Raw genomic sequence first — 12,596 nt, forward strand, 5'->3', positions numbered from 1 at the left:
TCGTTTCTCTATTGATGTTGCCCTGCAACAACGCTTCATCATAAAAATTCATTTTCTATTATACTCTATTTCCCGGTTTTAAGATAGAATTTGATGCGCTCAACAGCAGCCATGTAATGATTACAAATGGAATGGTTAATACAGGCAGGCCGTATGGGATAAGCAGAATAGATAAGCTCGCAGAAATCGGAACCGTCAATAGTGCTCCTATCAGACCGTACACAAACATACCTTTCGCCCCCTTGGCATTGAATGTATGGCCCACTGCTATGGCCGTCAAAATCGCATTGTATCCATACAGCCCAAGCTGCATCTGATCATTTTCTGCCCCTAATATGTAAGCAAAAGCTAAGGCAGCGACAGCGGATATAATGGTGCTCGCGCTCACTCTGATCCCGGCAATCAGAATTCCTGCCAGGATCAGCGCTCCCGCCCACACAGAATCCAATAGAAAGATTTCACTGATGCTTTTAAAAAATGCGGTAATCCAGTCCATTCCGCTTCCTTCAATATACTCCCAATGCATTAGATTCTGCGGTATAAGCTGATCACTCATTATGAATAAATCTAATTTATAAGGAAATAAAAATATCAGCCATGATGTAATAATGAATGGAAAAGTGAGAACCGGAATACGCACAAAATAATTATTTAAAGCTACGGTTGCTAATGCGGATAATCCAGTTCCTGCAAAAGCAAGCAGCCACAGATACGGCCCATCCAAAAAAATGAGAATAGCTAAACAGCTTAACACCGCGTTATAGCCCATTAATCCATCCTCTATAAAACTTCTATTCTTCGTGAGCACATAGCCTATAACATTCGCTATTATCACACTTAATAAGGATACTACGGCAAATTGCCAGGAAACAACAAGAATGCCCAAAAAAATGAAAAGTCCTGTTTTCCAATTCGCCAGCAGGATTACTTGGGAAAAACTGTGCAGCGTACTGATCAAATAATATTTTCCAGAAATTTGTCGCTCCATCTTAACTACCTTTCCAAAGGCCGGGGAAGCAAGCTTTCGAACATCTCTAAAGCTGCTCTCAGATATCCCGCTTGTCTTCCCCACCGTTTTTAAACTCTTTTAATATTTCCGTAAAAATACAGGAGACATGCCAAACCATACTTCTCGTAAATACCCATGGCACATTTGCAGTATCTCTTCGATGATTTGCGTCTGGTTGGCCAATATTCTCAAAGAAAACCCCGGGACCGGACACCTCGAGATACCGAAGTTCACGTCCTTCTGCTCCATCATATCATAGATATTTTCAATTACTTCATCTGTCATATAAGGACTAATAACCATCATGGAGCCTAAATGACTATACCCTTCCATTCTTCCAAACACAGAAGGATTATTTTTAGCCGGTTCCGTTACAACGCGGTCAAAAACGCCTAATTCCTTATGGATAAACACTTCATTTTGCAAATCTACCTTGTCATAACTGAATTGCTTTCCGGTTGGTGACCATCCAGGTGTAATAATATCAGAGCAAATCAATGTCGAGGTATTATCTACATAAAATTGGTTGAGCTGTTTATACGACCCTTCCCGATAAACGATCAGCGGATCAGGGATATACTCCAGCAGACTGTTCGATTTCAAGGTAAACTTCCCATACTGATACGCAGGCTCTCCTGGGGATTTATATACTTTGGTTGCAGATTGCGTTGTCAAAATTGCCCGGGCATTTTCATTCACCCTAATATCCATGGAATATGTATCTCCAGATAAATAGCCGCCTCCAGGATTTAATAGATAATAGGTTAATTGCCCGGAATCGTCTAAATAGATTGGACGCATCACTTTGAAGGCACCTCGGAAATATACATCCGCAGGGACCGTTTTATTCTTCTTCTCCGTTAATTCAAGCTGAAGCTCTCCGGTCCATTCCTTCTGCATCTTAGACGATCCCTCGAAGCAGTACATTATCTTTCAGCCAATCAATTACTTCGTCCAATCCTTCATTATTTTTCAAATTCGTAAAAATAAAGGGTTTATCTCCTCGAAATTCTTTCGTATCTCTTGCCATGATATCTAAGTCCGCTCCAACATATGGCGCCAAATCCGTTTTATTAATAATAAATAAATCCGACTTAATCATGCCCTGCCCGCCTTTACGGGGAATTTTCTCTCCCTGGGCTACATCAATGATATAAATAGAAAAGTCAACAAGCTCCGGACTGAATGTCGCTGCCAGATTGTCCCCGCCGCTTTCAATGAAGATCAATTCTACGTCGGGAAAACGTTCTATTAATTTATCGATAGCAGCAAAATTCATGGAGGCATCTTCTCTGATAGCGGTATGCGGGCACCCGCCCGTTTCCACACCAATAATCCGGTCATCCTCCAGCACACCATTTTTCATTAAAATTTTAGCGTCTTCTTTGGTATAAATATCATTCGTAATAACCGCCATGTCCATTTCATTATTTAATTGTCTTGTTATTTTCTCTACTAACTCTGTTTTTCCAGCCCCTACTGGACCGCCAATACCTACTCGAATCGGTTCCATCTCCAAATCTCCCTTCTAAGACATAAATATCCTTACTTTTACATGCTCATGCTTCATTTGTGAAATTTCCAGACCGGGCGAAACAATCCCAAAATCCGCTATCGTTAAAGCAGCTATTTCTTCCGCGACACTGTTTATTAATTGCTGACTCTCCAGCAATATCTTCTGCCCGTCTGTCTGCCCCAGCGGAATAGCTCTTACTGCATTCTGTACCAGGTTGGAAACCAGGGAATATAAATAAAACCCAAGTCCCTCCCGAGGTTGTATCCTGTGATAATGCGCAATAACTGCAAAGACAATGGCGCTGTGCCCGAATGATTTCCCTTGCTTTATTCGTTTTAGATAATTTGCAAGTATTCCGTATTCAAACAGACTTTCTGCCAGCTTCAGCATCCGGACTCCCATTTGGGTATTTCCTTCCCTTGTTTCCTTTGGAAGGTTCTGGACATAAAGCAGCCGGTCCATATGCCAAATCCGCTCCAAATCATTTTCACACAGCGCCTCGCATACAAGTTGAAAAGCAAGCCCTTCTGTATATTTCACCTGTTCCCTGAAATACGTATCCAGCCATTCTTGAAATGAGATCCTGTCCTTCACAACATCTTCTTGAATATAGGTTTCCAGTCCAAATGAATGGCTGAAACCGCCAATAGGGAAGTTTGAATCGCATAACTGAACAAAGGTGAGCAATGAATTAGTCATGGCTATGCCCTATATGTTTAAACGCTTCTTTTAATTTGCGCTCTTCCCGCTGATAAGAAATGTCTAGCTGTTTCAGCAATTCTTCTACAAGATAATCATATTGGACAATCATATTATCCGCTTCAAATTGTGCAGGAAGATGACGGTTTCCTAATTGGTGCGCAATGACGCCCATTTCATGAATATCTTTAGGGCGGATAACAATCACGTCGTCCTGATAGACATCAATAAAAATAATATTGGATGTATCTTTATATAAAACGTCACCCTTTGTCAGGGCCTGTCTTTCTTTTAAGGAAATACCAATATCTTTTCCATGGTCTGTTTTCACCCGTAAAATACGCTTCAGCAAATCGGCACTATCCAGGTAAACCTTTTCTTTATGCAGCTTTGCAAGCTCTGCTTCTTCTATATCATTTATATTCATCTCAATTTTTTCAACCAGCATTGGTCATCACCTCAAAATAAAAAGTATCGTTGCCCCATCGCCACCTCTTTCAGCGGTTCACAGGTTATGGCTTCACCGTCCACTTTTACTTCATATGTTTCCGGATCCACGTCAATGGTTGGTGTCTTATCATTCAGCTTCATATCTTTCTTCGTCAGATTACGAATGTTCTTTACAGGCAATACCGTTTTCTCTAAACCCAGCTCTTCCTTTATCCCCTTTTCATAGGCTGCAGTGGATACAAATGTTAAGGATGTTCGTTGCACTGCTTTCCCATGCGCTGCAAACATCTGGCGATAAATAACCGGCTGTGGTGTTGGAATCGATGCATTGGCATCTCCCATCACACTTTCAATAATCGAGCCGCCTTTTACAATCAATTCTGGTTTCACACCGAAAAATTCCGTTGGCCAAACAACTAAATCAGCATATTTCCCAGCCTCTACCGACCCGACATACTCGGAAATACCATGGGTAATCGCCGGGTTAATCGTATATTTTGCAACATAACGTTTTACTCTATTATTATCTGCAGTTTCTGTATCTCCCTCAAGTATACCGAGCTGTTTTTTCATTTTATCCGCTGTCTGCCAAGTTCTTAAAATAACCTCGCCAATCCGCCCCATTGCCTGTGAGTCGGAACTGATAATGCTGAGTACACCCATATCATGCAGAACATCCTCAGCAGCAATTGTTTCTTTGCGGATACGAGAGTCAGCAAACGCTACATCCTCCGGTATCGACGGACTTAAGTGATGGCAAACCATCAGCATATCGACATGCTCTTCAATCGTGTTGACCGTATAAGGCATGGTCGGATTGGTAGAAGAAGGAATCACGTTTGGATATTGTGCTGACTTAATGATATCCGGAGCATGTCCGCCGCCTGCACCCTCTGTATGATACATATGAATGACGCGGTCTTTCAGTGCTGCCATTGTATTTTCAACAAATCCGCCTTCGTTTAAGGTATCTGCATGCAGCGCCACCTGTACATCGTATTTATCCGCAACTGTCAACGCATGGTCAATCGCAGAAGCAGTCGCTCCCCAATCCTCATGTACTTTTAAACCGATTGCTCCGGCTTCGATTTGCTCTGCCAACGGATCCATCGAAGCAGCCTGTCCTTTCCCTGTATATCCAATGTTCACCGGATAGTCTTCTGCAGCCTCCAGCATCTTATGAATATTCCATTTCCCCGGCGTAACGGTTGTTGCTTTTGAACCGGAAGATGGTCCTGTACCGCCGCCAATCAATGTTGTTAAACCAGATGCAAGCGCCGTTTCAATCTGCTGCGGTGAAATAAAATGAACATGGGCATCAATCCCGCCAGCAGTCACAATTTTACCTTCCGCTCCGATAATATCAGTCGCTGCACCGATGGTAATATCGACGTCATCCATCACCAGCGCATTACCACTCTTGCCGATTCCGCATATTTTACCGTCTTTAATGCCGATATCCGCTTTATAAATCCCTGTGTAGTCCAATATAATTGCATTTGTCAATACCGTATCTGCAGCTTCATCATTTAAAGCAAGCGGATTTTGACCCATGCCATCCCGTATGACTTTTCCTCCGCCAAAAACAACTTCATCCCCATACGAGGTATAATCCCTTTCAATTTCAATGATGAGATTCGTGTCAGCTAACCTCACTCGATCACCCGTTGTAGGTCCGTACATTTCCTCATACTGTTTTCTGGGAATATTATAAGCCATTTACTTTCTCCTTCCCGACACTTCCATCTGTCATATTATTAAACCCATATATCTTTTTCTCTCCGGCAAAGTCCACCAGCTCCACCGTCTTTTCATCCCCTGGCTCCAGACGGACGGCAGTTCCTGCTGGAATGTTCAACCTTTTTCCAAAAGCGATATCCCTGTCAAACTGTATCTGTGTGTTGATTTCATAGAAGTGAAAATGTGATCCAACCTGTACTGGACGGTCTCCTAAATTAATGACGGTTACTTTCGTTGTATCTCTTCCTTGGTTAATTTCTATCGTTCCTTCTTTCGGCAGCACTTCTCCAGGTACCATCAAAATCCCTCCTATTTAATTGGCTGATGCACAGTTATCAGCTTTGTTCCATCTGGAAACGTTGCTTCTACCTGAACATCCTTAATCATTTCAGGTACCCCTTCCATGACGTCTTCCTCCGTAAGTATGGTTGTGCCAAAGCGCATTAATTCAGCAACACTTTTGCCATCTCTTGCGCCTTCCATTAATTCATAAGTAATCAGTGCAACACTTTCCGGATGGTTTAATTTTAAACCTCTGTCCTTTCTTCTCCTTGCAAGGTCAGCAGCAACAACAACCATCAGCTTATCCGTTTCTCTTGGCAACAGATTCATCAGCTTCCCTCCTTGATTTACATGATGATACATCATTTAAAAAATCATCTCGTTATTCCCAATAGTTCGATAATTATTGGGATGCAAACTGGTATTTCTAATCCAGCATTGAAGAATAGATTACATAGCCAGCTTCAACAATTTATATTAATTTTTCGAACAACTTTATATGTTATATTACCTAACATATAAAGTTATGTTAATTATCATAAGAGTTATTTTATAAAAATGCAAGTCTTTTAACTAAATTGGTTTTGAATAATTTCTACGGAAGGTACAAACACACTGATATATCTACAAAAATAAACCAGATTCTATATTGCTTATTTCGCAATAGAATCTGGTTTATTTATTAAATCGTTATGAAAAAATTTATGATGAAGCATATAAAACGCAACTTCATTCAGTGGGAGTTTTCAACGCACAAATGTTTTCGATGGGGTGAGTAATCGCAGCCCCAGGAGATTGCGAACTTAGTCTGCTGTTTTTCTCTCATTGCGTTAGCCTAAGTGATTTAGGAAGTTAGCTCATCTGATTCCACGCCTGAATAAATTTATTTTTACGTTTGATTTTGACGGGAGTTTTACAGACAGTTTTCTAAGATAAAAATTATACTTTGAAATAAGACCGGGCGTGAAGTGAACATAATCGATTATACTCCCCATTCCATTATTCCCGGCATTTTCATATCACTTATCAAACCAATAAGCCAAAAACTTAAACTCTCCCCATTCTTTATATAGCTGCTGCAATTGTGATTTAGGTGGAAGTTCACCAGCGAAATATTTATTTTTTACATGCTTTTTAAATTCGCTGTCTACTGGCAAAAAGTCGTATCTTCCTAATAACATTAAAATAATGCTGAGTGCATAAGGTCCGACGCCTCTAATTTCTTTCAGCTTGTGAACGACATCTTCAGTCGGCATTTCTGGATTGGTAAGTTCCTCTAAGTCATATACACCATTACATATGTTTAATGCAAGATCATAAATATAATCACTTCGATAGCCTAATTTGATGCTTTTATTTAAAAAGGTTTTATCTTTTTTTAAAACTGCTTCTGGTGCAGGAAAAGTAAATAATTCCGACTCATTCGAGTATCTTTCTCCTAAATGATTCACAAAATTCGTTGTCATGGCAATGGTCCGGCTCCAGGTCGTATTGGTTGTGAAAATCGTCTTTACAATATCTTCAAAGATGCTTGGGGAGCGTAAAAGTCTTCCTTTATTTTCCGCTACGATTTCCTGCATATTCTGGTCAGCGCTGCACATTTGATAAAAAGCACGAAAATCCTCATCTAAACGAAGCATCCAGTTAACCTTGCGAACAACCTCTTCACTTTCTTCTCTCGTTAACGTTTGCTTACCCCCTGTTTCTATCATCAATGTATTTTGATTCTGTGTTATATGCAGCAGAACGATTTTACCAGTTGAAAGCGCTTCTACCCTTTTTAAAACACTTCTGTCATCGTTAGCTTGAAAAGGCGGCAGTAAATACCATCCGTGATCGGTAACAGCAGCTTTAAAATTGAATTGTTTTGGCAGTTCAATAGCATTTCTCAACACGATTTCCTCCTGACTAAGAACTATTATTTTATATAGGGGGGGTCAAAACCTCTAGTCTAGTTGTAAAAAGGAGTGGAACCAATATAACGAAACTTCACGCAGCGGGAGTTTTTGTTCTTCTTCATGATAAACAACGCATCACCGTATCTCCAAATGATCGGACATCCGATAAATAATCATACCCTTCAGGTGACCCGAAGCTGTTAAACATCCGTACAGCTACTATATTTTCCTGTGGAATCACTAATAACGTTACTCCTGTATATCCCAGTATCTGATACGATTCTTTAGGAACGCTTTGTCCAATTTCTGTTTTTTCAGCCGGTAAGTCTTTCACAAACCATAAAAAGCCATTTTGCGGAAGGTTTTTATCTATCGTTGATGGGCTTTGTACCGTTGCAGCCATCTGTATTATTTCTTTCGGTATCATTTGTTTTCTCTTTAGATAGCCTTCCTTAAGATGGACATAGCCCCAATATGCCAATTCACGTGCAGATACATACATATTCATTTTGTTGCCTTCCGTGCTTTCACTAACATTCCAATTTTTATCAGATTCATCTCCAAGGATAACATCCACAAGCTTCTCATGTTTTTGTGCGTACCAATCTGATTCATTAAATTCGAAAGGATTAAAAACCTGTTCATGAACAATTTCAGATACCGTTTTACCAGTTGTTTGTTTTATGAGCTCCGTTAATACATCTATTCCAACCTGTCTATATGACCAATTTTCTCCTGCAGGAAATTCTCGAAATACCGTATCTTCTTTTTTATGTAAACCATGTGTATGGGTTAATACATGCCTTATTGTTGTATCCTTCCATATATCTTCATTAAGTCCAGGCAAATAATGCAGTATCAAATCATCTATGGTTTTAATTTTCCCATAATAGACTGCACATGCCACAGCAAATCCGATATAGCTTTTCCTGACAGAGGCTACATGAAATTGGGTATCTTCCTGAACTTTTCTTGAACCTGATTTGTTTGATTGGCTTCCAAAATAGTCTTCTAATACTACTTTATCGTGGTGAATTACAAAAGCAGCAGCTCCGGAGCAGGTTACCTTTTCCGCTGTATTTAGGACATGTTCTGTTATAGGAACAAAATCTTTATTCTTTTTTGAGCTAAGAAACATTATATCCCCCTGTCTGTTAAATATCCGTTATTTTTTAGGTGAATTGCATTCTTCTTAATTCAATTAAATCATTAATCACAACATCTGCTTGCGAAAGCTCTTCTTCTTTCGCAAAATCAAAGCTGCATCCTACAGCTGTCAATCCATTATCTTTTGCTGCTTTAATGTCTGATATCCGGTCTCCAACCACTGCCGCTTCCTCTATTCCATATTTCGTTAAAATAGTTTTGACTAAATCAGATTTACTAAATGATTCGATTTGTTCAATACTATAAGTCTCTGAAACCCAGTCATCTAAATGATAATAATCCACAATCGCTTTTAAATAGGCTGGTACTCCATTACTGGCGATGAATATGGTATAACCATCCTTTAATAAAAACTCAAAAATATCCTGTACATTCGGATATAATGCACCTTTTCCGTTTTTTATATTTTCAATTAATCTATCTTGAAAATAATCATTGATTTGCTCTCTTTCCTTCACAGAATGATTCGACAGTAAAGTTTCCCATACTACCGGCAATGGAACTCCCATAATTTCCCTGAACTTATCAATTGGGATGGAGCCTCCCCATTTCCCTAAAGAAGCTAAATAGGTAAACGTATCTTCTAATGACAATTCTAAAATTTTATCTGTTTGAAATAATGTTCCGTCCATATCAAAAATTACCGATTTCATACTTCCTCACCTCTTTAATACGGAATAAAAGTCCCTTTTAATTTATTTTTATATCTTTCTACCTTCTTTATTTTCTTGAAAGTAATCAGAGATAACAATGCAACAGCGATTAGCGTCCACTCATGCGTTTCTCCTCTGTTATCTATAACCTTCATTAGAATAATCACTCCTTGATTTTGACTTTCACAGTAAGATATTTTCATCAATATACATTACTTGTATTCTTCTAATTTTCCAACATAATCTCAAAGTCTTTCACAAAAACAGCATTCCCGGTAATTTGAATATCATATGACTCGCCATTCTTAGATACCTGAACACCTACCCTGCCATCTTTACCAAGTTCATGTCCCTGCTCCACTACAAGCTTCATCACATCTTTCCTATCTTCTCTTATATAGTCAGCATAATAAGCACCCATTACTCCGGACGCCGTTCCTGTTACTGCATCCTCTACAGTGCCTGAAAACGGAGAAGAGAAGTGCCTTGCATGCATATCCGCATCTGTGTCATACGTTTCAATACAAAATGGATGTACAGACGATTTAGGCATCTCCTTTAAAATTGCAGGAAAATCTTTATTCTCTGGTTTCATTTTACGAAAAGCTTCTAAATTATTTATTGGAATCAGCAGTGTCCAAGCACCTGTGCTTCCATAAAGAATTGGTAAGTTATCATGTATATCCGATTCTTCTATCCCAATCGAATGAGCTAAATCCATTTTAGAGCCATGGAACGCTACAAATTCCGGTGCAGCCTGGTTCATTGTTATCGTTTTTTCCTTTTCAGGAGCAGAATCAAGCCTTACTGGTAAAATCCCTGCTTTAGTTTCAATCGTTAATTCTGTTTTATCTCCGAACAGTCCTTTTGTTTTTAACGCATACACCGTTGCCATGGTCGCATGACCGCATAAATTCATTTCATGTCCAGGTGTAAAAAAACGTATCCCTAAGTCTGCTGTTTCTGATTTAACTGGAAATGCCGTTTCATTGAATCCTACTTTAAATGCGACTTCCTGCATTTGCTCATCTGTCAGCTCATCCCCATTTAAAACAACTCCAGCAGGGTTTCCTTTATTCGGCACCTTACTAAATGCATCATAATGATATACTTTGACCGATTTCATGCTATGTCCCTCCCGTAATCATATTAAAATTCTCGACGGAAAAACGAAATACTTATCGAGAATTTTAATATGCTGCTTCGTTTATACTTTCCTATTTGTTATAAACTGGCTCTACTTTGCTCAATGCAACGCCAGCCTTTCCAAAACGAAGGAAGATGCAAGCTGGCATCAAAAGAATAAAAGCCCCGATCATTAAAGCAATTTTTTCCGTAAATAATTCCGGAATAGCTCCCGCTAAAAAAGTTCCCAGTATGGAAAATAGTCCGCCAATAACATAGGTGGAGCTCCTGACTCTTGTTAAGAATTCATCTGGCGTGATCCCCTGGTGAATAGCACCTTGCACAATAAAAGCCATAGATAGCGCACAATCAAAAACAGCCATCCCAAAACACATCATAATAAAAACGTTTGTTGCTGTAATCATTAATATACCTATACCAGAGATAATCAGCAAGAAACTCATCAGCAACACCCAATTTAGATTTTTGAATTTATTGATCAAAAAGATGCCAACAATATTACCTACGCCAGCACTCGATAGCAAAATACCAATGAACCCTTCAGACAACTCTAATGTAATCCGAGCGTAAAAGATTATAGTTAATGTAATAAATATCGTTGTGAAAGCTAATATTGCCATGGCTATTGTGCTGATCAGCTGTTGTGGATTAGAGATTAAAATCTTCAATCCAGCGATGGACCTTCTTAAAAACACGCTCCATTTACTTTTTTGCAGCTCTTCCGTCTCTGTCCCTATAAAGCCTTCTTTATTACGAATAAAACCAATCAACAGAGCAGAAAGAAGAGATAAAATCCCGCAAATAAGCAACGTTAATACCGAGCCTGTTTTTGCTAATAGTATTCCACCTAACGCAGGGCCGATGACAGTAGCAATTGCATCAGCTGCTTCAATATTGGTATGCGCTTTTAACAGATTTTCTCTGCCGGCAATGGCAGGAATCATTGAAGTAAACGCTGTTCTGCTGATTAAGGCAAGTAACCCCATTACGAACAGCAAGGAAGCAATAATTACTGCATTGACATTCTGTGTTGCCAGAAGAAAGACGAGCATAAAAATGCCTATTCCATATAAAAAATGACAAGAAGATGCAATTCTGACCTTATTCTTCGTTTCTACCCATGTTCCAATTGGGATGGCAAATAGAACCGTACCCAATTGCTGGGACAAAGCGACAAGGGCTGTAACTAGCGGCGAACTGGTTAGACCTAATACAACTAAAGGAATCAACAGCTCTTTAAACCTTCCATTTAAAATAGAAAGAAACTCTGAACCCCACATACGTCTAAAATCTTGGTTAATGAGTATCGATTTCAATTTAATTCTCTCCTCTTTAAGGGAGATACACTGCTTCCAGGAAATGCCTGAAAAAATTCCTATCTGCGTATAACTGATATTCCTACCCGCCATAGTGCTTATTCCGTTTTGTAGATATCTCCCTGCTTCATAATTCAATTGCAGATATGAAGAGAGATTGTTAAATTGGACAATCCATTTTATATAGCTCCTTATTTATTTTCTTTACACGCCCATGCATCTATCTCTACTTTAAATCGCGGACCGGCTAACCCGGCAACAAAAACCATCGTTGTACAAGGAAGGTGATCCCCTAAAAATTCGCCAATTGCTTCTCTTCTTCTATCCGCATCCATTTCCCCGACAATATAAAAAACAAGCTTCGTCAGGTTTTCTACGTCCATATCCGCTTCCTGTAAATTGATGCGAATGTTTTCAAAGGCCATTTTTAATTGCTCCACGGAATCCTCTGAGACATTGCCTTCCATATCCATCCCTAACTGGCCCGACAAATTTAACCACCGTATGTCTCCGGAGACTTCGATTTGATGACTATACGGAGCTAATGGTTTATGTACATCCTTTGGATTTCTGGATTCTATCACTTTCATTCCTCCTGCTATTCTATATAAATTGAAATTAATAGCTACCGCTACAGAAAAACACTACGCTTTCCGTGGGCTTGAGCTCAGCCTCCTCGAAAAAAAGAAGTTCGCTTTTTTTCTGCGGGGTCTTCCCTCC

15 protein-coding genes are annotated in these 12,596 nt (G+C 39.5%); all 15 read right to left on the reverse strand.

The window, feature by feature from the left end:
- Positions 1-58 precede the first annotated feature (58 nt).
- The 15 genes from ACFO3P_RS16510 to ACFO3P_RS16580 all read right to left on the reverse strand — a co-directional run bounded on the left by ACFO3P_RS16510 (position 59) and on the right by ACFO3P_RS16580 (position 12,466).
- Positions 59-1,072 carry an urea transporter gene (locus tag ACFO3P_RS16510; protein ID WP_052485033.1) on the reverse strand — a complete coding sequence of 338 codons (1,014 nt, stop codon included), beginning with the start codon at positions 1,070-1,072 and terminating at the stop codon, positions 59-61.
- Positions 1,073-1,087: 15 nt separating this feature from the next.
- Positions 1,088-1,909: an urease accessory protein UreD gene (locus ACFO3P_RS16515; protein WP_042533494.1), complete on the reverse strand. Its 822-nt coding sequence runs from the start codon at positions 1,907-1,909 to the stop codon at positions 1,088-1,090.
- A gap of 1 nt (position 1,910) precedes the next feature.
- The gene (ureG, locus tag ACFO3P_RS16520) at positions 1,911-2,522 is read right to left on the reverse strand and encodes an urease accessory protein UreG (RefSeq protein WP_042533493.1); all 612 of its coding nucleotides are present in this window, start codon (positions 2,520-2,522) and stop codon (positions 1,911-1,913) included.
- Positions 2,523-2,537: 15 nt separating this feature from the next.
- Positions 2,538-3,224 (reverse strand): urease accessory protein UreF, encoded by a 687-nt coding sequence (locus tag ACFO3P_RS16525; protein WP_042533492.1) that lies wholly within the window; start codon positions 3,222-3,224, stop codon positions 2,538-2,540.
- Positions 3,217-3,672: an urease accessory protein UreE gene (locus tag ACFO3P_RS16530; protein ID WP_042533490.1), complete on the reverse strand. Its 456-nt coding sequence runs from the start codon at positions 3,670-3,672 to the stop codon at positions 3,217-3,219. Before ACFO3P_RS16530 ends, ACFO3P_RS16525 begins: the two co-directional genes overlap by 8 nt.
- Before the next feature lie 11 nt (positions 3,673-3,683).
- A complete protein-coding gene (ureC, locus tag ACFO3P_RS16535) occupies positions 3,684-5,393 on the reverse strand; it encodes an urease subunit alpha (RefSeq protein WP_289585233.1) in 1,710 nt (569 codons plus the stop codon).
- Entirely contained in the window at positions 5,383-5,712 is a 330-nt protein-coding gene (gene ureB, locus ACFO3P_RS16540; protein WP_042533486.1) for an urease subunit beta, read from the reverse strand. The genes ureC and ureB overlap by 11 nt, the downstream gene beginning before the upstream one ends.
- Positions 5,713-5,723: 11 nt before the next feature.
- Positions 5,724-6,026 carry an urease subunit gamma gene (locus tag ACFO3P_RS16545; protein ID WP_042533484.1) on the reverse strand — a complete coding sequence of 101 codons (303 nt, stop codon included), beginning with the start codon at positions 6,024-6,026 and terminating at the stop codon, positions 5,724-5,726.
- 689 nt (positions 6,027-6,715) lie between these two features.
- The gene (locus tag ACFO3P_RS16550) at positions 6,716-7,588 is read right to left on the reverse strand and encodes a DNA-3-methyladenine glycosylase family protein (RefSeq protein ID WP_289585234.1); all 873 of its coding nucleotides are present in this window, start codon (positions 7,586-7,588) and stop codon (positions 6,716-6,718) included.
- A gap of 124 nt (positions 7,589-7,712) precedes the next feature.
- Positions 7,713-8,732 carry a serine hydrolase domain-containing protein gene (locus ACFO3P_RS16555; protein ID WP_289585235.1) on the reverse strand — a complete coding sequence of 340 codons (1,020 nt, stop codon included), beginning with the start codon at positions 8,730-8,732 and terminating at the stop codon, positions 7,713-7,715.
- A 34-nt stretch (positions 8,733-8,766) separates the two neighbouring features.
- A complete protein-coding gene (locus ACFO3P_RS16560) occupies positions 8,767-9,414 on the reverse strand; it encodes an HAD-IA family hydrolase (RefSeq protein WP_289585236.1) in 648 nt (215 codons plus the stop codon).
- A 14-nt stretch (positions 9,415-9,428) separates the two neighbouring features.
- Positions 9,429-9,569: a hypothetical protein gene (locus ACFO3P_RS16565; protein WP_175297046.1), complete on the reverse strand. Its 141-nt coding sequence runs from the start codon at positions 9,567-9,569 to the stop codon at positions 9,429-9,431.
- A gap of 71 nt (positions 9,570-9,640) precedes the next feature.
- Positions 9,641-10,540: a PhzF family phenazine biosynthesis protein gene (locus ACFO3P_RS16570; protein WP_379542523.1), complete on the reverse strand. Its 900-nt coding sequence runs from the start codon at positions 10,538-10,540 to the stop codon at positions 9,641-9,643.
- A gap of 91 nt (positions 10,541-10,631) precedes the next feature.
- Positions 10,632-11,876: an MFS transporter gene (locus tag ACFO3P_RS16575; RefSeq protein ID WP_289585238.1), complete on the reverse strand. Its 1,245-nt coding sequence runs from the start codon at positions 11,874-11,876 to the stop codon at positions 10,632-10,634.
- Between the two features lie 191 nt (positions 11,877-12,067).
- Positions 12,068-12,466, reverse strand: a complete 399-nt coding sequence (locus tag ACFO3P_RS16580; RefSeq protein WP_193064535.1) for a RidA family protein — start codon at positions 12,464-12,466, stop codon at positions 12,068-12,070.
- Positions 12,467-12,596 lie beyond the last annotated feature (130 nt).

The sequence above is a fragment of the Oceanobacillus aidingensis genome (genome assembly GCF_042654105.1).
Classification (GTDB): Bacteria; Bacillota; Bacilli; order Bacillales; family Amphibacillaceae; genus Oceanobacillus; species Oceanobacillus oncorhynchi.

What these genes read in the sequence shown, in the direction of transcription:
- ureC (WP_289585233.1), bottom strand. Translation starts at nt 5,393, where the DNA reads ATGGCTTATAATATTCCCAGAAAACAGTATGAGGAAATGTACGGACCT.
- ACFO3P_RS16545 (WP_042533484.1), bottom strand. Translation starts at nt 6,026, where the DNA reads ATGAATCTGTTGCCAAGAGAAACGGATAAGCTGATGGTTGTTGTTGCT.
- ureG (WP_042533493.1), bottom strand. Translation starts at nt 2,522, where the DNA reads ATGGAACCGATTCGAGTAGGTATTGGCGGTCCAGTAGGGGCTGGAAAA.
- ureB (WP_042533486.1), bottom strand. Translation starts at nt 5,712, where the DNA reads ATGGTACCTGGAGAAGTGCTGCCGAAAGAAGGAACGATAGAAATTAAC.
- ACFO3P_RS16580 (WP_193064535.1), bottom strand. Translation starts at nt 12,466, where the DNA reads ATGAAAGTGATAGAATCCAGAAATCCAAAGGATGTACATAAACCATTA.
- ACFO3P_RS16530 (WP_042533490.1), bottom strand. Translation starts at nt 3,672, where the DNA reads ATGCTGGTTGAAAAAATTGAGATGAATATAAATGATATAGAAGAAGCA.
- ACFO3P_RS16525 (WP_042533492.1), bottom strand. Translation starts at nt 3,224, where the DNA reads ATGACTAATTCATTGCTCACCTTTGTTCAGTTATGCGATTCAAACTTC.
- ACFO3P_RS16565 (WP_175297046.1), bottom strand. Translation starts at nt 9,569, where the DNA reads ATGAAGGTTATAGATAACAGAGGAGAAACGCATGAGTGGACGCTAATC.
- ACFO3P_RS16515 (WP_042533494.1), bottom strand. Translation starts at nt 1,909, where the DNA reads ATGCAGAAGGAATGGACCGGAGAGCTTCAGCTTGAATTAACGGAGAAG.
- ACFO3P_RS16560 (WP_289585236.1), bottom strand. Translation starts at nt 9,414, where the DNA reads ATGAAATCGGTAATTTTTGATATGGACGGAACATTATTTCAAACAGAT.
- ACFO3P_RS16555 (WP_289585235.1), bottom strand. Translation starts at nt 8,732, where the DNA reads ATGTTTCTTAGCTCAAAAAAGAATAAAGATTTTGTTCCTATAACAGAA.
- ACFO3P_RS16570 (WP_379542523.1), bottom strand. Translation starts at nt 10,540, where the DNA reads ATGAAATCGGTCAAAGTATATCATTATGATGCATTTAGTAAGGTGCCG.